Here is a 22,410-nt window from a genome sequence, read left to right as displayed (position 1 = left end):
TTTCAAGGCAGGGCGCGCAATTCCGCTTCCGTGAAGCCGGCCTGGCGGCGGGCGTCCAGGTTGAAGGGGCCGCGCACGGTGGCGCCATATTGCCGCACCAGTTCCGGGTACAGCGCCACCGGGTCCAGGCCGCGCTCGCGGCACAGGTGCCAGTACCAGCGGTTGCCGATTTCGACGTGGCCGATCTCGTCGCGCAGGATGATGTCCAGGATGGCGGCGGCCTGCGCATCGCCGGCCTGGGCCAGCTTGGCGCGCAGCGGCGGAATGGCGTCCAGGCCGCGCGCCTCCATGGTGCGCGGCACCAGCGCCATGCGCGCCAGCACGTCGGCGCGGGTCTTGTCCACCATTTCCCACAGACTGTCGTGGGCCGGGAAGTCGCCGTAGGCATGCTCCAGCCGCGCCAGGTGCGCCGCCAGCAGCGTGTAGTGGTAGGACTCCTCGGCCGCTACCCGCAGCCAGTCGGCGTAGTACTCGTCCGGCATGCCCGGGAAACGCCACAGCGCGTCCAGCGCCAGGTTGACGGCATTGAATTCAATGTGGGCCAGGGCGTGCACCAGCATGGCCCTGCCCTCGGCCGTGGCCATGGAGCGGCGCCCGACCAGGCGCGGCGCCACCAGGTCCGGCCGGGCCGGACGGCCGGGGATATCGCCCTGCGCCGCCAGCGCAGCCGAGGCATCCAGCCTGCAGCCGCCGGCGCGCCAGGACGCGGCCAGGGCCGCCACCGCCGCCGTCTTGCGGGCGGGGTCGCTCTCCAGCAGGCAGGCCAGGGCGACGGCGCGCAATTCGGGGACGGACTGGGACATGGGGACTTCCTGAGGACGGCAAAGGGCGCAGTGTAGCAAAAACCGCCAGCGGCCACCGCCGGTCCTGCTACACTGTGATGACCGGCCAACTTCCCTCCCAGACCATGATGGAACAACTGACCCGACTGCCGCCCGGGCTGCTGGCGCACCTCATCCAGGCCCAGACCGAGCTGGCCCGCATCGGCCCCGATTTCGGCCTGCTGCTCGAGCGCACCGCGGCCAGCGCCGCGCGCCTGGCCAAGGCCGAGGGCGCCGTGGTGGAACTGGTGGAAGACAGCGACATCGTCTACCGCGCCACCTACGGCATGGCCGACGTGCAGCTGGGCCTGCGTATGCCCATCGCGGGCAGCCTGTCCGGCCTGTGCCTGGGCAACAAGCGCGCCGCCGTGTGCACCGATTCCGAAACCGACCAGCGGGTCAACCGCGAGGCCTGCCGCCGCGTGGGCCTGCGCTCCATGACCATCGTGCCCATGATGTTCGACGACCATGCGGCCGGCGTGCTCAAGCTCATGTGGCGCGAGCCGCGCGCGCTCGACCAGTACGAACAGGACATCGCCCAGGCCATCGCCAACATGGCGGCCGCGCTCATGCACCACATCTCGCGCCAGGGCGGCGACGCCTTGCGGCGCGGCGTCACCAGCGATCCCGTCACCCGCCTGCCCAACCGGGCCTCCTTCTATGAGCTGCTGCGCGCGCGCCTGGCGCGCGCCGAAAGCGGCGCCGAGCAGCTGGGCGTGGCGATGCTGGCGGTCGGCGAAGAAAACAAGCCGTGGGACGTGCCCGGACAGGCGCACGAGCCGCTGACGCAGGAAATCTCGCGCCGCATCCTGGGCGTATGCCGCAGCGAGGATATCGTCACCCGCATCGGCCCCGGCCTGTTCGCCATCATCCTCAGCGTGGCGGGACGCCGTTCCGTGGTGCTGAGCCAGGCCACGCGCATCGCGCACGCCGTGACCACCTCCGCCATCGAACTGGATGGAATGGGCGCGGCCCGGACGCTGGCCGTGGCCTCGGCCGCCGCCCGCTATCCGGACGATGGCCGCAGCGTGACGGAACTGGTGTACGCGGCCCAGGCCGGGCTGCTGGCCGGGGCCCACGCCAGCCGCAGCGGCGTGCGGCTGGAAGCCAAGCACTAGCGGCTTAAACAAGAGGCGCCCGCGCCGCGGCCAGCTGCAGCGGCGCCACGCTCATGGCCACGCCCGCGTTGAGCGGCTTCTAAGCGCGCGGCGCCAGGCCGGCGATCACCGCCATCAGCGCATCGGCCTCGATAGGCTTGACGAAATAGTGGTCGAAGCCGGCGTCCAAGGCGGCTTCGCGGTCTTCCTTGCGGCCGTAGCCCGTCAATGCGATCAGGGTGGCGTGCGCCGACGCCGGCAGGCGCCGCAGGCCGCGCGCCAGCTCGTTGCCGTTCAGGTCGGGCAGGCCGATATCGAGCAGGCACAGTTCCGGCGACAAGGCCTGCGCCAGCTCCAGTCCCGCCAGCGCCGTGTGCGCCACCGCCACCTGGTGACCCACGCCTTCCAGCAGCATCTGCAGGGTCTGGGCCGCGTCCATGTTATCGTCCACCACCAGCACCCGCAGGCTGCGGCTCGCTCCGGGCGGAGCCGGACGCGGCGGCGGGGCCGGCATGATGGCGCTGCGCGGCAGGGTGATGGTGAAGGTGCTGCCCTGCTGGTCGCCCGCGCTGTCGGCCTGGATGCGGCCGCCGTGCGCCTCCACCAGGGCCCGCACCAGGGCAAGGCCCAGTCCCAGGCCGCCCTGCGAGCGGTCGGCGCCGCGCTCGGCCTGGGCGAACAGGTCGAACACGCGGGCCAGCATGTCGGCCGTCATGCCGATGCCGTTGTCGGACACCTGCAGCGTGACCTCGGTGGCGGAGGCCGACACCGCCAGCCGGATATGGCCGCCGGCCGGGGTGTACTTGGCCGCGTTGTTGAGCACATTGGCCAGCACCTGCACCAGCCGCTTGTGGTCGCCCATCACCTGCAGCGGGGTGTCGGGCTGCAGGACCTCCAGGCGGTGCTGCCTGGACTGGATCAGGGGTTCGGCCTGCTCGACGGCGTCGGCCACGATGTCGCACACGGCCAGCGGCGCGCGGCTCAGGGTGATCAGGCCGCGCGACACCCGCGACACGTCCAGCAGGTCGTCCACCAGGCGCGTCATGTGCTGCACCTGGCGCACGATGATGGCGGCGTTGCGCTCGGCCAGGGCCGGATCGCCGCGCCCGGATTGCAGCAGCTGGGCCGCCGCGCCGATGGGCGCCAGCGGATTGCGCAGCTCGTGCGCCAGCATGGCCAGGAATTCATCCTTGCGGCGGTCGGCCTCGCGCAGCTTGCTCTCGCTCGCGCGGTGCTGGCGTTCCTTGGCTTCCAGCGCCTCGGCCATGGCGTCCAGCGAACGCGCCAGTTCGCTGATTTCCTCCTTGCCGTGGGCCACGCCGCTGCGCGCATCGAGCTCGCCGGCCGCGATCTGGTCGGCGGTGCTGGAGAGCTGCTTGACCCGCCGCAGCACCAGCACGTCGCCCACGAACCAGGCGGCAAGGAAGGCCAGCGCCAGGGTCAGGCCCAGCGCCCCCAGGTCCAGCAGCAGGCTGCGGGTGGCCTCGGCCGTGATGTTGTGCACCGGGATGCCGATGCTGACCGTGTAGTCGGACAGGCCGTTGCGGCCGACCCGGGCGAAGCGGTGCAGGCGCTCCACGCCGTCCGGTCCGGTGATGCGCACCGCCCGTCCCGGCTCGCTGGCCATGGCGTTGCGCAGCTCCGGCCACACCAGTTTGCCGAAGCCGCTCTCGGGATCGGGACGGCGCGACAGGATACGCCCCTCCGAATCGGCGGTCAGCAGCAGGGAGCCGGGCGGCAGCTCGATGTCGCGCACATAGCTGTCCAGCTGGCTCAGGTCCATGGCGGCAAACAGCACGGCGCGCACCTCGCCCTTCTGGCCCAGTATGGGATAGGTGAGGTTGACGGTGTGCTTCTGGATCACGCGCCCGAACACATAGCCGCCTGCCACGAAGCGCTTCAGGTGCACGGCGCGCCGGAAGTGGGGACGGTCGCCCAGGTTGACCGGCTTCTGCGACGGCACCGCGCTGCAGGTGACGTCGCCGTTGAGCTGGATCAGGCCGAAGTTGGCGTAGTCGGGATTCTGGCGCAGCACGCTGGCCAGCAGCGTGCTGCAGCGAGTGTTGTCATCGAGCAGGTCGGGGATACCGGCCAGGTCGCGCATGATCTGGCGCGCGCCTTCGATGGACTGGGCCTCGTTGGCGGCGGCCAGGTTGGTCAGGCGCTGCAGGTTCTCCTCGGCCACGCTGATGGCGTGCTCGCGCGTGCGGATGCCGTTCATGACGGTCATGATGGCCACCGGCGCAATGGCCAGGGCCACCAGCAGCATCAGGCGGCTGCGCAGGCTGTTGAGCTGGAACAGCAGGAAAGCCATGAACACTCTCAGGGTGAGGAAACCAGCATGCTACCGGCTGGTGCCGGATGAGGCAACAAAAACCCCAGCCGGAACGGGCCGCACCGGTGGCGATCGTGGCCCTGCCGCCAAAAGCAGGCTATGATCTCGGCAGTTCCAGCCTGGCCCACACCCCGACATGACTTTTTTAGACAACCTGCCCTTTGAATGGATCACCGGCCTGCGCTACACCCGCAGCGGCAAGCGTGGCGGACGCAACAGTTTCATTTCCTTCATCTCGCTCATTTCCATCGCCGGCATCGGCCTGGGCGTGGCGGCCCTGATCATCGTGCTGTCGGTGATGAATGGCTTTGAAAAGGAGGTCACTGCGCGCATGCTGTCGGTGGTGGCGCATGTGGAGCTGTTCGACATGCGCGGCGCGATGCCGGATTGGCGCCAGGCTGCAGCCGAGGCGCGCCGCAATCCGGAAGTGGTGGGCGCGGCGCCCTTCGCCGAGACCCAGGGCATGCTGGTGCGCGACGACGTGCTCAAGCCGGCCGCGATACGCGGCATCCTGCCGGAGATGGAAGCCGGCGTGTCGGACATCACCAGGCAGATGAAAAGCGGCAGCTTCGATGCGCTCAAGCCGGGCGAATTCAATATCGTGCTGGGCGTGGAGCTGGCGCGCGCGCTGCAGGCCAGGGTGGGCGAGCAGGTCATGCTGGCCATGGCCCAGGGTGAGAGCGCAACATCGGGAGCTGCAACGGGAGCTGCAACGGGCGCCGCGCCGGGAGCCCTGTCCGGCGCCCTGCCCCGCACCCGGCCGTTCCGGGTGGTGGGCATTTTCGAGGCCGGCCACAACGAGTTCGACTCCACCCTGGCCTTCGTCCATATCGCCGATGCCGAGCAGCTGCTGCACACCCAGGGACCGTCCGGGATCCGCCTGCGCCTGCGCGACCTGCACCAGGCGCCGCAGGTGTCGCTGGAACTCAAGCGCAGCATGCCGGGCGACTTCTACATCCGCAACTGGGCCCAGGTCAACAGCACCTGGTTCGCGGCCGTGCAAAGCCAGAAGCGCATGATGTTCATCATCCTGGCCATGATCATCGCGGTGGCGGCCTTCAACCTGGTGTCCACCCTGGTGATGACGGTGACCGACAAGCAGGCCGACATCGCCATCCTGCGCACCCTGGGCGCCTCGCCGCGCTCGGTGATGAAAATCTTCGTGATCCAGGGCGCGCTGACCGGCGTCATCGGCACCGTGGCGGGCGTCGGCCTGGGGGTGCTGGTGTCGCTCAACATCGACGTGATCGTGCCCGCCATCGAGCACCTGCTGGGGATCAAATTCCTGTCCAAGGATATCTATTTCATCAGCACCGTGCCGTCCGACCTGCGCTGGCCGGACGTGCTGCGCATCGGCGGCGTGGCCATGCTGCTGGCCTTTGCCGCCACGCTCTACCCCAGCTGGTGGGCGGCGCGCGTCAACCCGGCACAGGCGCTGCGCTACGAGTAGGCGCGGGCGCGGCCTGCGCCAGGATGTGGCTGAGCAGCCATTCGGCGTCGCGCGCGATGCCGGAGAAGCGTCCCGAACCCCAGGTATGCATCCATGGCAGGCCGAGAAAGTACAGGCCCGGCATGCCGGTCACGCCGCGCTCGTGGCGCGGATAGCCGCGCTGGTCGAAGATGTCGGCCTGTATCCAGCTGAAATCGGTGCGGAAGCCTATGCACCAGACCACGGCGGCGAGGCGGGACACGTCCAGTGAGGTGGGCGCACCGGCCGGCGGCTGCCACGGCGGCTGGTAGCGCGGTTCGATGGGCGCCTGGATGCCATGGGCCTCGATATGGCGGTCTATGCTGTCGTTGATCTTCAGGTAGACCGCATCGGCGCCATCCAGGTTGGCCTGCAGGTCCGCGCCGAAATGGGCCCGGCCGCCGCGCAGTCCCTCATAGCGGCCGTACAGCTGCATGCCTTCCAGCGCGAACTTGCGCAGGTCGATATCGCGCCCGCCGTCGCGTCCCGTCACGTAATGATTGGTTTTCTCGCGCACCCCCACGCCCAGCGGATGCCGGTCCACCGGCAGGTCGTAGTAGGCCATCTCGTCCAGCCACTTGACCACGTCCTTGCCCCGGTAGCGGCGCGCCACGCGCGGGGCGTCGCCCACGCACAGGTGCACCTTGCGGCCGGCCAGGTGCAGGTCTTCGGCAATCTGGCAGCCCGACTGGCCGGTGCCCACCACCAGCACCTCGCCCGGCGGTAGCTGCCCGGGATTCTGGTACTCGGACGAGTGCAGCTGCGTGATGGTGGCCGGGAGCTGGTCCGCATCGCCGGGCAGGATGGGAATGTGGTATCCGCCCACGGCCACCACCACCTGGCGCGCGCTGAAGCTGCCCGCGCTGGTGGCGACGCGGTAGCCGCCATCGGCCTGGTCACCGGCCACGGCGGTGACGCTCACGCCTTCCAGCGCGGGCGGGTTGAAGGAGGCGATGAAGGCGTCGATGTAGGCCACGATCTGCTGCTTGACCATGAAGCCGTCCGGATCATCGCCCTGGTAGGGAAAGTCGGGCAAGGTGCATTGCCAGTTGGGCGTGACCAGGCAGAAGCTGTCCCAGCGCTCGCTGCGCCAGGCATGGCCGAGGCGGTGCTTTTCCAGGATCAGGTGGGAAACGCCCTGCTGCTTGAGCAGGTAGCTGAGCGACAGGCCGGCCTGGCCGCCGCCGATGATCAGCACCTCGTAGTGGATTTGTGTAGGCATGATGGTGTCTCGTAATGATAGGGTTCAGGGCCGCAGCGATTCGACCCGCACGGTGGCCTCGCCGTGGTCCGCGTACAGGGCGGCGCTGGCTTCCAGACGCGCCAGCTGGTCCATGGCGGAGGAGCAGGCGTAGCCGTATTTCAGGCGCACCCGCTCGCTGGCCTGCCGCAGGGCCGCGCGGCTGCGCGCCATGAAATCGTCCAGCGTATAGGCCTGGCCGGCCTGCAGGTAGCTGTGCACGATGGTAGAGGGGGAATAGCACTCGCTGACCGTGTCGTCGGGCCAGCGCACGGTGAAACGCACTTCAGGCATGGTTCATCTCCTTGGGTTGGGTGGCGGCGGGGCCGCAGCCGATCAGGTCCTGGACGCCGAAGTCCCACAGCAGCCCGCGCTCGCCGTCCAGCAGCAGTTGCACCTCGCGGCCGGCGTTGGTGCGGCCGATGACGGCGCAGGCCAGTCCGCGCGCGCCGAAACGCTCCAGCACTGCGCCGCTGTGAAGGCCATCCACGCTGAGCAGGAAGCCGTAGCTGGGGAAAGTCGACAGCCAGCGCTCCAGCGCCACGCCGGCCGGGCGCGGGATGGCGGCCAGGTCGATGTCGGCGCCGATGCCGGAGCATTCCAGCAGCATCAGCGCGGTGCCGAGCACGCCGGCCATGCTGACGTCCTTGGCGGCGCGGCACAGGCCATCCTCGGCGATGGATGGCAGCAGTTCCAGGTCGGCGCGCAAGCGCGCGGGCGGGCTGCCCAGGCTGGCGTTCCAGTAGTCGTAGGGTTCCTGGTAGCGGCCGCGCAGGTCGAACACGGCAATCAAGTCCTGGCCAGGACTGGCGTCAAAGCTGGTCAGCAGCTTGCTGGCCTTGCCGGTGATGGCCACCGCCAGCTGTTCGCGGTCGCTGCGGCGGTTGCTGTGGCCTCCCACGATGGGAACCTGGTACACCTCGGCCGCCGCCGCCAGGCCCTGCGCCAGCGGCAGGGCCGCGTCGCCGCCGCGCGCCCACAGGGCGTCCACCACGGCCAGCGGGCGCCCGCCCATGGCGTAGATGTCGCTGACATTGACCATCACGCCGCAATAGCCGGCGAACCAGGGCTCGCGCGCCACGAATTCGTTGACGAAGCCTTCGATGGCCAGCAGCAGGTAGCTGCCGTCCTCGCAGGGAATGGCGGCGCAGTCGTCGCCGACCGGCGCGCTCCAGGCGCAGCCGCGCGCGGCCGCACCGTCCGGCCGCGCCAGCGCGTGCACCATCTGGCTGATGTCGCGCTTGTGGGCGATACCGGCCGATGAGCGCACGGCCTGGGCCAGCCGCGCCAGCTCCGACGCAGGCGCGTTCATGGCTGCGGCTCCGTGCTGAGGAAGCCCACCTCGCCATCGAGGATGGGCGGATAGTAGGCCAGGTCGGCGCGCATCAGGTGGTGCACGCGGCCATGCAGTTCCAGCGCCCCCAGGCTGCGCCAGTGCAGCTGCTCGAACATGGCCACGTTCTGCTGCTGCACGTGGGCCAGGAAAATCTCGCAGCCCAGCGCATGCGCGGTGCCGACCGCCAGCCGTATCAGGCCGCTGCCGACGTGGGCCTGGCGCCGCACCGGGCGCGCCACCGCCAGCCGCGAGCCCCACCAGCTGCGGCCCTCGGCCTTGTGGATGCGCACCGTGCCTACCACTTCGTCGGCCTGGCCCGGGAGGCTGGCGACGGCGGCGATGGGCAGGGCCAGCGCATCGATATCGTCGCTGTCGTCGCCATCGAACAGGCCCTGCTCCTGGCAGAACACGGCGCGCCGCAGCTGGCGGGTGGCGGCGCGCTCGGACTGGCTGATGGCCAGCTTGATGCGCACCGTGAGATCGGGAATGGTCATTACCGCGCTCATGCCGTTTTCCTTTCAAACGTGGATAGCGAAGAACAGGCGCCGCAGCGCCCGCAGCCGGCCTTGATGTCCGAGGAATGCAACCCGCCCCGGCCCAGCATGGCGCCCAGCGGCTCCAGCAGCTCGCGCATGAACTGCGGCGAGGGAGCGGGATGGTCCTCCAGCGGCGTGCCGGCGATGGGCACGAAGGGCACCACGAAGGGATACACGCCGAGCGCCACCAGCTGCTCGCAGCAGCGCAGGATGGCGTCCGGCGCATCGCCCAGCCCGGCCAGGATGTAGGTGCTGACCTGGCCGTGGCCGAACACCTCCACGGCGCGCGCGAAGGCGTCGAAATAGCGCTCCAGCGGCACGCTGGCCTTGCCCGGCATGATGCGGGCGCGGACCTCCGGCGACACCGCCTCCAGGTGCATGCCCAGCGAGTCGATGCCGGCGTCGCGCATGCGGGCGAACCAGGCGTCGTCGTCGGGCGGCTCGCACTGGCCCTGGATGGGCAGCGCCACCGCCGACTTGACGGCAAAGGCGCTCTCGCACAGGATGGCGGCGCCGCGGTCGCTGGCGTTGGGCGTCCCGGTGGTCATCACCATGTGCTTGACGCCATCGAGCAGCACGGCGGCGCGCGCCACCTCGGCCAGCTGCTCCGGGGTCTTGCGCAGGATGGTGCGGCCGGCCGCCAGCGACTGGCCGATGGCGCAGAACTGGCAGGACTTGCGCCGGCTCTCGTAGCGTATGCAGCTCTGCAGCACGGTGGTGGCCAGCACATCCTTGCCGTGCAGGGTGGCGATCTTCGAATACGGGATCCCGTCCAGTGTCTGCATGCGGTAGAAGCGCGGCTGGCGCGGAAATGAAATCATGCCCACGGTACGGCCGTCACGCAGGATGGCGCTGCGCCCGTCCGGCCCCGCCGGCGCGGCCAGGTAGGGCGAGTTGAAGGCGCTGCCGGTATGCACCGGGATCATCACCGTCAAGCCATCGACAGTGACGGCCTTGTGGTCGGACGGTCCGGCCCCGCCGCGCCGGCTGGGCGCCCCCTCGCCCGGATCGGACAAGCGCATGCCCAGCGACTGCAGCTCGGTGATCAGTTCGCGCTCAGGCGTCAGGGTGGCGTTCATGCCGCCTCCTGCTCTGCCAGCAACCCCGTCGTCAACCCCGGTGTCAGATCTGCCATCAACCCCGGTGTCAGATCTGCCATTGGTACATCAGTCCGCTTGGCCGGGACATCGATGGCAGCCTGCAGCGGCAGCTTGGCCCGTCCGTCCATGACCAGGCTAAGCAACTCCGGCCGCGCGTAATGGCCGACCGCATCCATCATCCGTTTGCGCTTGGTGATGAGGGCCATGTCCAGGTCCGCGATCACCATGCCCTCGCCGCTGCGCAGCGGCTCGGCCAGCAGGACGCCCTCGGGCGAGACGATGGCGGTGCAGCAGCCGCCGCGCAGCGCCTTCTGCACCGCTGGATCGGGCGTGATGGACTGGATCTGGCTGTCGCTGAGCCAGCCGGTGGCGTTGATGACGAAGCAGCCCGATTCCAGCGCATGGTGGCGTATGGTCACCTCCATCTGGTCGGCGAATATCTGCCCCACCATGGAGCCGGGGAACTGGGCGCAGTGGATCTGCTCGTGCTGCGCCATCAGCGCGTAGCGCGCCAGCGGGTTGTAGTGTTCCCAGCAGGCCAGCGCGCCGACGCGGCCCACTGCCGTCTCGGCCACAGTCAGGCCGCTGGCGTCGCCCTGGCCCCAGATCATGCGTTCGTGATAGGTCGGCGTGATCTTGCGGCGCTTGAGCACCAGCGCGCCGTCGGCGTCGAACACCAGCTGGGTGTTGTACAAGCTGCCGTGATCGCGCTCGTTCACACCCAGCACCACCACCACGCCATGGCTGCGCGCGGCGGCGGCCACGGCGTCCGTGACCGGTCCCGGCACGGACACGGCGCGCTCGTACAGCAGCAGGTGCTCGGCGCCTGCGGCAAAGGGCGGACGCACGAACGAAAAATAGGGATAGTAAGGCACGAAGGTCTCGGGAAAGACCACCAGTTCGGCCCCCTGGGCGGCAGCGCCGGCGATGGCCTCCAGCACGCGCGCAAGGGTGCCGCCGGCGCTGTCCAGGTCCGGCGCGATCTGCACCGCCGCCGCGCGTACACGCTTCTTGGTCGTAGTCATGTCCGCCTCTCCCGGCTTACAGGGTCCAGGTGTCGATCACGACGGCGTTGTCGCGCAGGTGCAGCAGCTTCAGGTCCAGCACGTCCTGCGGCGCGATGGCGCGTATGCCTTCTATCAGCGACGGCTCGCCATGGCCGTAAAGGGCTTGCAGGGCAAAGCGGCAGGCGTACACCTTGCCGCCCTCGGCCATGAACTTGACCAGCTGGTTGTTCATGTTCAGGTGGCCGGGGAAGGCCTCGTCGCCCAGCGTGGGGAAGCCGCGCTGCAGGCCCAGGGTGACGCCGGGGCCGTACAGCAGCACGGTGGTCTCGTAGCCCTTGCGCTGCAGGCGCGTGGCCTGCAGCAGATTGACGAAGCCGATCGAGCCTTCGAAGGCCACGGTGTGGAAGGTGATCAGCGCTTTCTCGCCCGGACGGGCTTTCACGTCCTCGAATACCTTCTCCTCGTAGTCGACAAAGTAATCGCCTTTGGTGTGCGGTTTGTGGGCTATGGCTGGCATGGTCGTCTCTCTTTCGCTAGGGGTGGATGGAATCGGGCGCCGCCGATTGACTGCGCCGCGATGCCGGGATTGATTGCATCCGGCGTGCCACGCCATGCCAGCCCGGCAGCCATTTGACGGGACCGAAATCCATGCAATCGGCCCCGGCGCGCGGGGCTACGCTCTGGCGGCGCGCACGCCGTTTTTCCGCGCCCGGAGCGGCATCCCTACAAATTCTCCATACAATCCATTTTTCCCATATGAAACAAGGCACTAGCGGGGTGCGCCGCGATGGCGCACGCTGCCCGGCCGTGGTGCAGGAATGGCCCGTTTCGGGACCGAAAAGCGGGCATGCATCATGCATACAATTTTCGGCACCGTACTGGATTGACTGGAGAAAGAGCATGCCCAAAAGCGCCGCAAGCTGGCTCCCCAAGCTGAAGAAAAACGAAGGCCCGGTCTACAAGCTGATCGCCGACGCCATTGCCGCCGACATCGCGACCGGGCGGCTGGTGGCCGAACAGCGCCTGCCGCCGCAGCGCCAGCTGGCGCAGGCGCTGGGACTGGACTTCACCACCGTGGCGCGCGCCTACGGCGAGGCCCACAAGCGTGGCCTGGTCGATTCCACCGTGGGCCGCGGCACCTTTGTCTGCGGGCGGCGCGCGCTGGCGGTGCCGCATGCGGTGGCCAGCCGGCCGAATGTGGACCTGTCGATGAACATGCCGCCGGAAGCGTATCCGCCCGATCTGCTGAAGCTGATGCGGGCCGGGCTATCGGCACTGGCGGACACGGATGGCGCCATGGTGGAGCTGCTGCGCTACCAGAACTTCGGCGGTTCGGCGCGCGACCGCGAGGCCGGCGCGCTATGGCTGCGGCGGCGCGGGCTGGTGGTGGAACCGGAACGGCTGCTGGTGGTGCCGGGCGCGCAGGCGGCGCTGCTGGCCATCCTCAGCACCATTGCGCCGCCGGGATCGGTGATCTGCTGCGAGGCCCTGACCTACCCCGGGCTGCGCGCCGTGGCCGGGCTGCTCAACCTGAAACTGGTCGGTCTGCCGATGGATGGCGAAGGCATCGATGCGCTGGCGTTCGCGGCCGCCTGCGTGCAGCACCGGCCGCAGGCACTGTACTGCAATCCCACGCTGCTCAATCCCACCACGCTGAGCATGTCCGCCCAGCGCCGGGAAGCGCTGGTGCAGGTGGCGCGCAACTACCGCGTGCCCATCATCGAGGATGACGCCTACGGCTTACTGCCACGCGCAGGTGCGCCGGCCATCGCCGCCATCGGGCCCGACATTGCCTTCCACGTGGCGGGCCTGGCCAAGTCGGTGGGGGCCGGACTGCGGCTGGCCTACGTGTGCGCGCCCGATGCGGCCGACACGGCGCGGGTGGCGGCCTCGTTGCGGGCCACGGCGGTGATGGCCTCCCCCTTTACCGCCGCGCTGGCGACGCGCTGGATACGCGACGGCACGGCCGACCTGGCGCTGGCGTCCATCCGCAAGGAATCCATGGCGCGCCAGCGCCTGGCCGCGCGCCTGCTGCCGGAGGGCAGCTACGATGCGCAGCCGGAATCCTTCCATTTGTGGATCAAGCTGCCGGCGCAGTGGGACCGGCTGGCCTTCACCGCGCACCTGCGGGCGGCCGGCATCGCAGTGGTGCCCAGCGACGCCTTCACCATCAGCGGAACACCGCCGCAGGCAGTGCGGGTCTGCCTGGGCGGCCTGGCCAGCCGGGAGGAGATACAGCACGCGCTGCAGCTGGTCGCCAGCACCATGCAGTCGGCGCCGCCGGCGGTGCCAGCGGTACTTTAAGCGCAGCGTTCGGGGTCAGGATGTCAACGGCCCGGCGGCTCCGGCTTGAACCTGGCCGCCAGCTCGGGCGTGGACATCACGTCGGCGGCGCCGGCCGGCGCCTTGTCCACTTCCACGCCCAGCACATAGCCGGGACCGAACATATTGGTGCGGAACACCACCAGCTTGCGGTCCGGGGTGAAGCGCACATTCGGTTCCAGCTTGTAGTCGTGGCGCGCCATGTTCACCAGGCGCTCGGACTTGAGCACGCCCGGCTGCCAGTAGCTCTTGTCGTTGAGCGCCTCCTTGTCCAGCAGCGGTTGCGGCTTGAGCAGCACGATCCAGCGGCCGTCCGGCGCATGCGCCACCTGGCCCGGATCGCCGCCGTCGCCCGCGAACAGCTTGCCGTCGCTGGACACGTTGTAGTGGATCGACCAGTCGTTGCGCTCCAGCTGGTAGGCGGTGCGCACGCCGGTCTCCAGGTTGCGGCCCGCCACGTAGAAGGTCGCGCCTTTCGGATACTGCCAGTCGTACCACACCGTCTTGCCATCCTGGCCCCAGAATTCGTGGCCGGCGATTTCCATCGCCATGGTGCGCTGGTGGATATTGGTGATGGCGCTGCCGTCGGTGCGTATGGTCCAGACCCGGTCCACCTTGTGCCACGGGCCTTCGTGGCAGTACATCAGCAGGGTGGGATCGGTGGGCGAGAACAGCAGGTGGTTGATCCAGTCGGTGGATTTGAGCAGCTGCGTCTCCTTGCCGGTCGCCAGGTTGATGGTGAACAGCACCAGCGGAATGCGCGCCGCCAGGCGCTGCTCCATCATCTCGGCCTTGGCGCGCGGATTGGCTTCCAGCGGGCCCTGTATTTTCAGGATGGGCTTGGCCGGCGGCGCCGTTTCATAGGTGCCGGCGGCCAGGGTGTCGTCGGCGTTGATGCTGTCGATACGATAGCCGGCCGGCACATCGACCAGCTTGACGATCTCGCCGGTGTCGAAGTCGGCGCGCTGGATGGAAGTGACCTTGGTGGCCGCGTCGTCGCTGAGGAAAAACACGACATTGCTCTTGCGGCCCACCGCGATGGTGCGCGCCGTCCTCGGATCGCCATGGTTGGGCACCAGCAGCCTGGTCTGGCGGGTGGCCAGGTCCAGGCCATGGATGCCGTCGTTGGCGTTGTACACCATCCACTTGCCATCCGGCGTGATGGCGCTAAAGTTAAAGTACAACGAAGATGAGCTCGGCTCCGGCGTCAGGCGCCAGACGCGGTGGCCGGTATCCTTGTCCACCCAGGTGGCGGGCGGCAGGTCGGCGGCCAGCGCCGGTCCGGCCAGGCCGGCGGCGGCAAGTGCGGCAAAACAAAGGGAAAAACGGCTCAGCATGGATGCTCCGGCGCAAGTGTGGTGAGGAGCTTGCATTATGCGTCCGGCGCCGGGGCGCAAGTACTCAGTTACGTGATTGCAACAATCAGATACAAAACCCCGGCGAAATCTTTGGTCATATGTCTTATATAAGAGTTGTTGAGGTACAATAGCGGCCAGTACAACCCACACAGAGAGTTTTCCATGTTAGCTGACTACCGCCACCATGTTGCCGAACGTGCATCCCTCGGTATCCCTCCCCTGCCGCTGAGCGCCGCGCAGACCACCGACCTGGTCGAGCTGCTGAAGAATCCGCCGGCTGGCGAGGAAGACTTCCTGGTCGACCTGATCACCAACCGCGTGCCGGCCGGCGTGGACGACGCCGCCAAGGTCAAGAGCGCCTTCCTGACCGCCGTGGCCAAGGGCACCGACAGCTCGCCGCTGATCTCGCGCGAACTGGCGACCCGCCTGCTGGGCACCATGCTGGGCGGCTTCAACATCCGTCCCCTGATCGAGCTGCTGGACGACGCCGTGGTCGGCGCCGTGGCCGCCGAGGGCCTGAAGAAAACCCTGCTGATGTTCGACTACTTCCATGACGTCAAGGAGCTGGCCGACCAGGGCAGCGCCCGCGCCAAGGAAGTGCTGCAATCGTGGGCCGACGCCGAGTGGTTCACCTCGCGTCCCGAAGTGCCGCACAGCCTGACCCTGACCGTGTTCAAGGTCTCCGGCGAAACCAACACGGACGACCTGTCGCCCGCGCCGGACGCCACCACCCGTCCCGACATCCCGCTGCACGCGCTGGCCATGCTGAAGAATCCGCGCCCTGGCATCAACCCGGAAGAACCGGGCAAGGTCGGCCCGCTCAAGCAGATCGCCGAACTGAAAGCCAAGGGCAACCTGGTGGCCTACGTGGGCGACGTGGTCGGCACCGGTTCCTCGCGCAAGTCCGCCACCAACTCGGTGCTGTGGTTCACCGGCGAAGACATCCCCTTCATCCCCAACAAGCGCTTCGGCGGCGTGTGCCTGGGCACCAAGATCGCTCCCATCTTCTACAACACCATGGAAGACGCGGGCGCCCTGCCGATCGAGCTCGATGTCACGCAAATGGAAATGGGCGACGTGATCGAACTGCGTCCGTATGAAGGCAAGGCCCTGAAAAACGGCGTGGTGATCGCCGAGTTCAAGGTCAAGTCCGAGGTGCTGTTCGACGAGGTGCGCGCCGGCGGCCGCATCCCCCTGATCATCGGTCGCGGCCTGACCGCCAAGGCGCGCGAAGCCCTGGGCCTGGCCCCGTCCACCCTGTTCCGCCTGCCGCAGAACCCGGTCGACACCGGCCGTGGCTTTACCCTGGCGCAGAAGATGGTCGGCCGCGCCTGCGGCCTGCCGGAAGGCCAGGGCATCCGCCCCGGCACCTACTGCGAACCGAAGATGACCACCGTGGGCTCGCAGGACACCACCGGCCCCATGACCCGCGATGAGCTGAAAGACCTGGCCTGCCTGGGCTTCTCGGCCGACATGGTGATGCAGTCCTTCTGCCACACCGCAGCCTACCCGAAAGTGGTGGACGTCAAGACCCACCGCGAACTGCCGGCCTTCATCGAGAACCGCGGCGGCGTAGCCCTGCGTCCGGGCGACGGCGTGATCCACTCCTGGCTGAACCGTTTGCTGCTGCCCGACACCGTGGGCACCGGCGGCGACTCGCACACCCGCTTCCCCATCGGTATCTCGTTCCCGGCCGGTTCCGGCCTGGTGGCCTTTGCCGCCGCCACCGGCGTGATGCCGCTGGATATGCCTGAATCGGTGCTGGTGCGCTTCAAGGGCAAGATGCAGCCGGGCGTGACCCTGCGCGACCTGGTCAACGCGATTCCGCTGTACGCCATCCAGCAAGGCCTGCTGACCGTGGACAAGAAGGGCAAGAAAAACATCTTCTCCGGCCGCATCCTGGAAATCGAAGGCCTGCCGGACCTGAAAGTGGAACAGGCGTTCGAGCTGACCGACGCCTCGGCCGAACGCTCGGCCGCCGGCTGCACCGTGCACCTGGATAAAGCCCCGATCATCGAGTACATGAACTCGAACATCACCCTGATGAAGTGGATGATCGCCAACGGCTACCTGGACAAGCGCACCCTGGAGCGCCGCATCAAGGCCATGGAAGCCTGGCTGGCCAATCCGCAGCTGCTGGCGCCGGACGCCGACGCCGAATACGCCGCCGTGATCGAGATCGACCTGGCCGACATCCACGAACCCATCGTGGCCTGCCCCAACGATCCCGACGACGTGAAGACCCTGGCCGACGTGGCCGGCGCCAAGATCGACGACGTGTTCGTGGGTTCCTGCATGACCAACATCGGTCACTTCCGCGCCGCCTCCAAGGTCCTGGAAGGCAAGGCCGACATCCCGGTGCGCCTGTGGATCGCCCCGCCGACCAAGATGGACCAGCAGGTGCTGACCTCGGAAGGCCACTACGGCACCCTGGGCCGCACCGGCGCCCGCATGGAAATGCCGGGCTGCTCGCTGTGCATGGGCAACCAGGCGCAGATCCGCAAGGGCTCCACCGTGATGTCGACCTCGACCCGCAACTTCCCCAACCGCCTGGGCATCGACACCAACGTCTACCTGGGTTCGGCCGAACTGGCCGCGGTGTGCTCGGCGCTGGGCCGCATCCCGACCAAGGAAGAGTACATGTCGCACATCGGCGTGATCGACAAGAACGCCGGCGACATCTACCGCTACATGAACTTCGACCAGATCGAGGAATTCCGCAGCGTGGCCGATACCGTGCAGGTGTAAGCGCGAAAGTATAAGCGCGGTCCGTGCAAACCCGGTAGGCTGGCAACGGCTTACCGGGTTTTTTCATGGCTGCTAGAATGCGACTTTTTACCGCATCGAAGATCGATCGCCGTATGGCTTACGACTGCCAGACCTGCGGAGCGTGCTGCTCCGTGTTCCGGGTCAGCTTCTACTGGAGCGAGACCACCCTCCATCCCGAAGGCACGGTGCCGCAAGAACTGGTGACTTCGGTCTCGCCCTGGCACGTGGCCATGAACGGCACGCTGCAAACACCCGCGCGCTGCGTCTGCCTGCGCGGCGAAGTGGGCGAGTCGGTCAGCTGCGACATTTATCCGCAGCGCTCGACCACCTGCCGCGAATGCGAGGCTGGTTCCGACACCTGCCTGCGCGCCCGCGCCGCGCTCAACATCGCCGATTGATTACGTATTGCGGTCGTCCACGGCCGCGAACAGCTGTACCGCCCAGTCCACGAACACCCGCACGGTGGCGTTCAGGTGGCGGTTGGGCGGGTACATGATGTACAGCGGATGGCGCGGCTGCTGCCAGTCTTCCAGCAGCCTGACCATGCCGCCCCGCGCCACGCTGTCGCGCACGAACCAGGCGAAGGTCTGGCCTATGCCCAGTCCTCCCTGCAGCGCCGTCAGGTGCGCCGTGCTTTCGTTGACGGCCACCGCCGCGTGTGCGTTGATCTCCAGCGCTTCCTCGCCGCGCAGGAAGCGCAGCGGCGCCACCTTGCCTGTCAGCGAGGAAAAATAGCCGACGATGCGGTGGCCCCGCTCCAGTTCCGCCGGATGCGCGGGGCGGCCGTGGCGCTCGACATACGAGGCGTGGCAGCAGGTGACGAAATCCATTTCGCACAGCTTGCGCGCGATCAGCGTGGTGTCGGCCAGCGCGCCGCCGCGTATCACGCAATCGATGCCTTCACTGACCAGGTCCGAGGGCCGGTCGCTCACGCCCAGGCGCAGTTCGATGTCGGGATAGGCGGCCTGGAACTGCGGCAGCGCCGGCAGCAATATCTGGTTGGCCAGGATGGAGCCGACATCGACCCGCAGCCTGCCCTTGGGCTGCGCCCGCGTGCCGCGCGCCGAGGCATCCATCTCCTCCAGGTCACCGATCAGGCGGCGCGCCCGCTGGTAGTACTGCGCCCCTTCCGGCGTGATGCTGATGGTGCGCGTGGTGCGCTGTACCAGCTTGGCGCCCAGGTGTTCTTCCAGGTCCTGTATCAGCTTGCTGGCGGTGGAACGCGGCAGCGACAGCTGGTCGGCGGCCTTGCCGAAGCTGCCCGCCTCGGCCACCCGTACGAACATCCTTAGCGCTAACAGTTGATCCATGGGGTACTCCTTTGCCGGTAGATTGTACAAATACATGGATAGTAATTCCAATTTTGATGGATTTACACACCAATTCGCACAAAATACACTGTATCCCATCAACTAACCATTCAAAGGAGTGCACCATGAACAAACTTCAAGGCAAGGTCGCAGTCGTTACCGGCGGCACCAGCGGCATCGGCATGGCCACAGCCCAACTGTTCGCCGCCGAGGGCGCCCGCGTATTTATCACCGGCCGCCGCCAAGCCGAACTGGATGCGGCGGCCGCCGCCATCCCCAACACCACCGGCGTCCGCGCCGATTCGTCCAGCCAGGCCGATCTGAAGCGCCTGTTCGAGACCGTGAAGCAACAGGCCGGCCGCCTGGACGTGCTGTACGTGAACGCCGGTGGCGGCTCCATGGCGCCACTGGGCGCCATCACCGAAGACCACTACAACGACGCCTTCGACCGTAACGTCAAGGGCTTGGTGTTCACCGTGCAAAGCGCCCTGCCGCTGCTGGACCACGGCGCCTCGGTAGTGCTCACCAGCTCCACCGCCGGCATCGTCGGCACCCCGGCCTTCAGCATCTACAGCGCCAGCAAGGCCGCCGTGCGCAACCTGGCGCGCAGCTGGATCCTGGACGTGAAGGAGCGCGGCATCCGCATCAACGTGGTCAGCCCCGGCCCGGTGCGCACGCCCGGCCTGGTGGAACTGGCGGGCGACGACAAGGCCGCCCAGCAAGGCTTGCTCGACATGCTGGCCGCGCAAGTGCCGCTGGGCCGGGTGGCCGAGCCGGAGGAAATCGCCAAGGCCGTGCTGTTCCTGGCCTCGGACGACGCCAGCTTCGTCAACGGCGCCGAGCTGTTCGTGGACGGCGGCCTGGCCCAGGTCTGAGCCGCGCGGGGAACGGCGTGCGCAGCGTGATCTGCCACCAGGATCGCGCTGCCCTGCCGCCCTGACAGCGAGGCAGCAGCCACCAAAGGTTACACACCGCTGCCACCCCATGCGCCAGGTCAGTGCGCTTTACCTTGCCCACCACCTCCAACCAGCCGCGTCCTGATACAGCCGCCGCATACCTCCGCGTTCAATCTATCCAATTTGTGAATTGATACATCCATTCTTTAGTTTGATCCAGCATCAATCAATGGCTATGATCGATTCATAGAACGACAAGAAGATTCAAACGACGGAAAACGTCGCATCCGGCACACTTTCTAAGACCGGCGTTAATACTGACGATTACAGGAGATCCCCGTGGAACAACTACCCGCACACCAGGCCGACGGCGCCGTCCAGCCCCGTACCGGCAAACGCTGGCTGATCCTGGCCATGCTGTTTGCCATCACCACCATCAACTACGCCGACCGCGCCACGATTTCCATCGCCGGCCCGGAGATCAAGAAGGAACTGGCCCTGTCCGGCGTGCAGATGGGCTTCATTTTCTCGGCCTTCGCCTGGTCCTACGTGCTGGCCCAGCTGCCGGGTGGCTGGCTGCTGGACCGCTTCGGTTCCAGGATCACCTACTTCTTCAGCATCCTGCTGTGGTCCATCTTCACCATGTTCACCGGCGCGGCGGGCTTCTTCACCGGGGGCGCCGCCGTGGCAGCGCTGTTCACGCTGCGTCTGCTGGTGGGCGCGGCGGAAGCGCCCTCCTTCCCCGGCAACAGCCGCATCGCGTCGGCCTGGTTCCCCTCGCAGGAGCGCGGGCTGGCCGCCGCCGTGTTCAACTCGGCCCAGTATTTCGCCACCGTGCTGTTCGCCCCCATCATGGGCTGGCTGGTGCACAGCTTCGGCTGGCACAGCGTGTTCTACGTGATGGGCGGCCTGGGCGTGCTGATGGCTTTCATCTGGCTCAAAACCATCCATGGCCCCAAGGACCATCCCACCATCAGCGCCAGCGAACTGCAATACATCCAGCAGGGCGGCGCGCTGGTGGACCTGGAGGGCGGCGCCCACGCCGCGCAGCCCAAGCAGGTCGACACCTTCGCCGGCATCAAGGAACTGCTGGCCAACCGCATGCTGCTGGGCGTATACATCGGCCAGTACTGCATCACCACCCTGACCTATTTCTTCCTGACCTGGTTCCCGGTGTACCTGGTGCAGGAGCGCCACATGACCATCCTGAAGGCCGGCTTCATCGCCTCCCTGCCCGCCATTGCCGGCTTCCTGGGCGGGATCGTGGGCGGCTGGATGTCGGACCGCCTGGCCAAATCGGGCCGTTCACTGTCGGTGTCGCGCAAGCTGCCCATCGTGCTCGGCATGCTGATGTCGATGAGCATGATCGCCTGTAACTACATCCAGACCGACGCCCTGGTGGTGGCCGTGATGTCGCTGGCCTTCTTCGGCAAGGGCATAGGCGCGCTGGGCTGGGCCGTGGTGTCGGACACCTCGCCCAAGGAAGCCGGCGGCCTGAGCGGCGCCCTGTTCAACACCTTCGGCAATACCGCCGGCATCACCACCCCCATCGTGATCGGCTACATCGTGGACGCCACCGGCTCCTTCGCCGGCGCCCTGGTCTACGTCGGCGCCAACGCGGCGCTGGCCATCATCTGCTACCTGTTCGTCGTCGGCGACATCCAGCGCGTCAAGCTGGTCAAGTCGCTCAAGGCATAACCCAACCCCAACTTCCGAGGCCATCATGAACACCACCGTTAGCAACGCTCCCATCGTCACCGGCCTGCGCGTCGTGCCCGTCGCCGGCCAGGACAGCATGCTGCTGAACCTGAGCGGCGCCCACGGCCCATGGTTCACCCGCAATATCGTGATCCTGACCGACAGCGCCGGCAATACCGGCCTGGGCGAAGTGCCGGGCGGGGAAAAAATCCGCCAGACCATCGAGGACGCCCGCCAATTCATCATCGGCAGGACGCTGGGCGACTACAACGGCATCCTGAACCAGATGCGTACCGCCTTTGCCGACCGCGACGCCGGCGGACGCGGCCTGCAGACCTTCGACCTGCGCACCACCATCCACGCCATCACCGCCGTCGAATCGGCCCTGCTCGACCTGCTGGGACAATTCATGAACGTGCCGGTGGCCGCCCTGCTGGGCGAAGGCGTGCAGCGCCAGGCAGTCGAGATGCTGGGCTACTTGTTCTACGTGGGCGACCGCAACAAGACCAACCTGGAATACCGCGCCGAACCGGATGCGGAACATGCCTGGTACCGCCTGCGCAACGAGGAAGCCCTGACGCCGGAAGCGGTGGTGCGCCTGTGCGAGGCGGCCCGCGACCGCTACGGTTTCAACGACTTCAAGCTGAAAGGCGGCGTGCTGTCGGCGGACGCCGAAATGGAAGCCATCGTTGCCATGCACGAGCGCTTCCCCCAGGCCCGCATCACCTTGGACCCGAACGGCGCCTGGTCGCTGGACGAGGCGGTCCGGGTGTGCCGCGACAAGCACGGCATCCTGGCCTACGCCGAAGATCCGTGCGGCGCGGAGAACGGATTCTCCGGCCGCGAAGTGCTGGCCGAGTTCCGCCGCGCCACCGGCCTGCCGACCGCCACCAACATGATCGCCACCGACTGGCGCCAGATGGCGCACTCGATCTCGCTGCAGTCGGTGGACATCCCGCTGGCCGACCCGCATTTCTGGACCATGCAGGGTTCGGTGCGCGTGGCCCAGCTGTGCCAGATGTTCGGCCTGACCTGGGGTTCGCACTCGAACAACCACTTCGACATTTCGCTGGCCATGTTTACCCACGTCGGGGGGGGGGGGGAGGGAGAGGGCGAG

General features: G+C 67.6%; 19 protein-coding genes. 8 read left to right on the top strand and 11 right to left on the bottom strand.

What is annotated here, in order from left to right:
• Positions 1-2: 2 nt before the first annotated feature.
• Positions 3-803 carry a ferritin-like domain-containing protein gene (locus ACLB1G_RS17845; protein WP_491628585.1) on the bottom strand — a complete coding sequence of 267 codons (801 nt, stop codon included), beginning with the start codon at positions 801-803 and terminating at the stop codon, positions 3-5.
• A 104-nt stretch (positions 804-907) separates the two neighbouring features.
• Between ACLB1G_RS17845 and ACLB1G_RS17840 the strand changes: the two genes are divergently transcribed.
• Positions 908-1,939: a sensor domain-containing diguanylate cyclase gene (locus ACLB1G_RS17840; protein WP_491628584.1), complete on the top strand. Its 1,032-nt coding sequence runs from the start codon at positions 908-910 to the stop codon at positions 1,937-1,939.
• Between the two features lie 79 nt (positions 1,940-2,018).
• Here ACLB1G_RS17840 and ACLB1G_RS17835 read toward each other — a convergent pair whose 3' ends face one another.
• Positions 2,019-4,232: a hybrid sensor histidine kinase/response regulator gene (locus tag ACLB1G_RS17835; RefSeq protein WP_491628583.1), complete on the bottom strand. Its 2,214-nt coding sequence runs from the start codon at positions 4,230-4,232 to the stop codon at positions 2,019-2,021.
• 157 nt (positions 4,233-4,389) lie between these two features.
• Between ACLB1G_RS17835 and ACLB1G_RS17830 the strand changes: the two genes are divergently transcribed.
• Entirely contained in the window at positions 4,390-5,703 is a 1,314-nt protein-coding gene (locus ACLB1G_RS17830) for a lipoprotein-releasing ABC transporter permease subunit (protein WP_491628582.1), read from the top strand.
• Here the strand turns inward: ACLB1G_RS17830 and ACLB1G_RS17825 are convergent.
• From ACLB1G_RS17825 to ACLB1G_RS17795, 7 genes are read right to left on the bottom strand one after another with little or no spacing between them, the layout of a single operon-like run.
• Positions 5,672-6,943 carry an MSMEG_0569 family flavin-dependent oxidoreductase gene (locus ACLB1G_RS17825; protein WP_491628581.1) on the bottom strand — a complete coding sequence of 424 codons (1,272 nt, stop codon included), beginning with the start codon at positions 6,941-6,943 and terminating at the stop codon, positions 5,672-5,674. The genes ACLB1G_RS17830 and ACLB1G_RS17825 overlap by 32 nt on opposite strands.
• 24 nt (positions 6,944-6,967) lie before the next feature.
• Positions 6,968-7,255, bottom strand: coding sequence for an MSMEG_0570 family nitrogen starvation response protein (locus ACLB1G_RS17820; RefSeq protein ID WP_491628580.1), 288 nt, complete (start codon positions 7,253-7,255; stop codon positions 6,968-6,970).
• Positions 7,248-8,273 (bottom strand): sll0787 family AIR synthase-like protein, encoded by a 1,026-nt coding sequence (locus ACLB1G_RS17815; RefSeq protein WP_491628579.1) that lies wholly within the window; start codon positions 8,271-8,273, stop codon positions 7,248-7,250. The genes ACLB1G_RS17820 and ACLB1G_RS17815 overlap by 8 nt, the downstream gene beginning before the upstream one ends.
• Positions 8,270-8,803: an MSMEG_0567/Sll0786 family nitrogen starvation N-acetyltransferase gene (locus tag ACLB1G_RS17810; protein ID WP_491628578.1), complete on the bottom strand. Its 534-nt coding sequence runs from the start codon at positions 8,801-8,803 to the stop codon at positions 8,270-8,272. Before ACLB1G_RS17810 ends, ACLB1G_RS17815 begins: the two co-directional genes overlap by 4 nt.
• Positions 8,800-9,912 carry an MSMEG_0568 family radical SAM protein gene (locus ACLB1G_RS17805; RefSeq protein ID WP_491628577.1) on the bottom strand — a complete coding sequence of 371 codons (1,113 nt, stop codon included), beginning with the start codon at positions 9,910-9,912 and terminating at the stop codon, positions 8,800-8,802. Before ACLB1G_RS17805 ends, ACLB1G_RS17810 begins: the two co-directional genes overlap by 4 nt.
• On the bottom strand, positions 9,909-10,958 hold the full coding sequence (locus ACLB1G_RS17800; RefSeq protein WP_491628576.1) for a Nit6803 family nitrilase: 1,050 nt from the start codon (positions 10,956-10,958) through the stop codon (positions 9,909-9,911). Before ACLB1G_RS17800 ends, ACLB1G_RS17805 begins: the two co-directional genes overlap by 4 nt.
• A gap of 16 nt (positions 10,959-10,974) precedes the next feature.
• Entirely contained in the window at positions 10,975-11,457 is a 483-nt protein-coding gene (locus tag ACLB1G_RS17795; RefSeq protein ID WP_491628575.1) for an MSMEG_0572/Sll0783 family nitrogen starvation response protein, read from the bottom strand.
• Between the two features lie 383 nt (positions 11,458-11,840).
• Here ACLB1G_RS17795 and ACLB1G_RS17790 point away from each other — a divergent pair, with 383 nt between their 5' ends.
• Positions 11,841-13,244 carry an aminotransferase-like domain-containing protein gene (locus ACLB1G_RS17790; protein WP_491628574.1) on the top strand — a complete coding sequence of 468 codons (1,404 nt, stop codon included), beginning with the start codon at positions 11,841-11,843 and terminating at the stop codon, positions 13,242-13,244.
• A 23-nt stretch (positions 13,245-13,267) separates the two neighbouring features.
• On the opposite strand, the gene ACLB1G_RS17785 is transcribed toward ACLB1G_RS17790, so the two are convergent.
• Positions 13,268-14,599: an oligogalacturonate lyase family protein gene (locus ACLB1G_RS17785; protein ID WP_491628573.1), complete on the bottom strand. Its 1,332-nt coding sequence runs from the start codon at positions 14,597-14,599 to the stop codon at positions 13,268-13,270.
• 183 nt (positions 14,600-14,782) lie between these two features.
• Between ACLB1G_RS17785 and acnB the strand changes: the two genes are divergently transcribed.
• Complete coding sequence (acnB, locus tag ACLB1G_RS17780) at positions 14,783-17,368, top strand: bifunctional aconitate hydratase 2/2-methylisocitrate dehydratase (RefSeq protein WP_491628572.1); 2,586 nt, start codon at positions 14,783-14,785, stop codon at positions 17,366-17,368.
• 77 nt (positions 17,369-17,445) lie between these two features.
• Entirely contained in the window at positions 17,446-17,787 is a 342-nt protein-coding gene (locus tag ACLB1G_RS17775; protein ID WP_491628571.1) for a YkgJ family cysteine cluster protein, read from the top strand.
• On the opposite strand, the gene ACLB1G_RS17770 is transcribed toward ACLB1G_RS17775, so the two are convergent.
• Positions 17,788-18,699 (bottom strand): LysR family transcriptional regulator, encoded by a 912-nt coding sequence (locus ACLB1G_RS17770; RefSeq protein WP_491628570.1) that lies wholly within the window; start codon positions 18,697-18,699, stop codon positions 17,788-17,790.
• A gap of 125 nt (positions 18,700-18,824) precedes the next feature.
• Between ACLB1G_RS17770 and ACLB1G_RS17765 the strand changes: the two genes are divergently transcribed.
• The 3 genes from ACLB1G_RS17765 to ACLB1G_RS17755 form a co-directional block, all read left to right on the top strand.
• Entirely contained in the window at positions 18,825-19,574 is a 750-nt protein-coding gene (locus ACLB1G_RS17765) for an SDR family oxidoreductase (RefSeq protein WP_491628569.1), read from the top strand.
• 435 nt (positions 19,575-20,009) lie between these two features.
• Positions 20,010-21,293 carry an MFS transporter gene (locus tag ACLB1G_RS17760; protein WP_491628594.1) on the top strand — a complete coding sequence of 428 codons (1,284 nt, stop codon included), beginning with the start codon at positions 20,010-20,012 and terminating at the stop codon, positions 21,291-21,293.
• 25 nt (positions 21,294-21,318) lie between these two features.
• The coding region (locus tag ACLB1G_RS17755) for an enolase C-terminal domain-like protein (RefSeq protein ID WP_491628568.1) at positions 21,319-22,410 on the top strand (1,092 nt) is incomplete at its 3' end.

The organism is Duganella kummerowiae (assembly GCF_053572355.1).
The sequence above is the reverse complement of the archived record's forward strand: the minus strand, read 5'-3'. Positions and strand labels throughout refer to the sequence as shown.

Coding starts and splice junctions, on each gene's coding strand:
- ACLB1G_RS17805 (WP_491628577.1), bottom strand. CDS start 9,912: ATGAACGCCACCCTGACGCCTGAGCGCGAACTGATCACCGAGCTGCAG.
- ACLB1G_RS17810 (WP_491628578.1), bottom strand. CDS start 8,803: ATGAGCGCGGTAATGACCATTCCCGATCTCACGGTGCGCATCAAGCTG.
- ACLB1G_RS17815 (WP_491628579.1), bottom strand. CDS start 8,273: ATGAACGCGCCTGCGTCGGAGCTGGCGCGGCTGGCCCAGGCCGTGCGC.
- ACLB1G_RS17845 (WP_491628585.1), bottom strand. CDS start 803: ATGTCCCAGTCCGTCCCCGAATTGCGCGCCGTCGCCCTGGCCTGCCTG.
- acnB (WP_491628572.1), top strand. CDS start 14,783: ATGTTAGCTGACTACCGCCACCATGTTGCCGAACGTGCATCCCTCGGT.
- ACLB1G_RS17825 (WP_491628581.1), bottom strand. CDS start 6,943: ATGCCTACACAAATCCACTACGAGGTGCTGATCATCGGCGGCGGCCAG.
- ACLB1G_RS17775 (WP_491628571.1), top strand. CDS start 17,446: ATGCGACTTTTTACCGCATCGAAGATCGATCGCCGTATGGCTTACGAC.
- ACLB1G_RS17790 (WP_491628574.1), top strand. CDS start 11,841: ATGCCCAAAAGCGCCGCAAGCTGGCTCCCCAAGCTGAAGAAAAACGAA.
- ACLB1G_RS17795 (WP_491628575.1), bottom strand. CDS start 11,457: ATGCCAGCCATAGCCCACAAACCGCACACCAAAGGCGATTACTTTGTC.
- ACLB1G_RS17800 (WP_491628576.1), bottom strand. CDS start 10,958: ATGACTACGACCAAGAAGCGTGTACGCGCGGCGGCGGTGCAGATCGCG.
- ACLB1G_RS17785 (WP_491628573.1), bottom strand. CDS start 14,599: ATGCTGAGCCGTTTTTCCCTTTGTTTTGCCGCACTTGCCGCCGCCGGC.
- ACLB1G_RS17830 (WP_491628582.1), top strand. CDS start 4,390: ATGACTTTTTTAGACAACCTGCCCTTTGAATGGATCACCGGCCTGCGC.
- ACLB1G_RS17765 (WP_491628569.1), top strand. CDS start 18,825: ATGAACAAACTTCAAGGCAAGGTCGCAGTCGTTACCGGCGGCACCAGC.
- ACLB1G_RS17840 (WP_491628584.1), top strand. CDS start 908: ATGATGGAACAACTGACCCGACTGCCGCCCGGGCTGCTGGCGCACCTC.
- ACLB1G_RS17835 (WP_491628583.1), bottom strand. CDS start 4,232: ATGGCTTTCCTGCTGTTCCAGCTCAACAGCCTGCGCAGCCGCCTGATG.
- ACLB1G_RS17770 (WP_491628570.1), bottom strand. CDS start 18,699: ATGGATCAACTGTTAGCGCTAAGGATGTTCGTACGGGTGGCCGAGGCG.
- ACLB1G_RS17760 (WP_491628594.1), top strand. CDS start 20,010: ATGCTGTTTGCCATCACCACCATCAACTACGCCGACCGCGCCACGATT.
- ACLB1G_RS17820 (WP_491628580.1), bottom strand. CDS start 7,255: ATGCCTGAAGTGCGTTTCACCGTGCGCTGGCCCGACGACACGGTCAGC.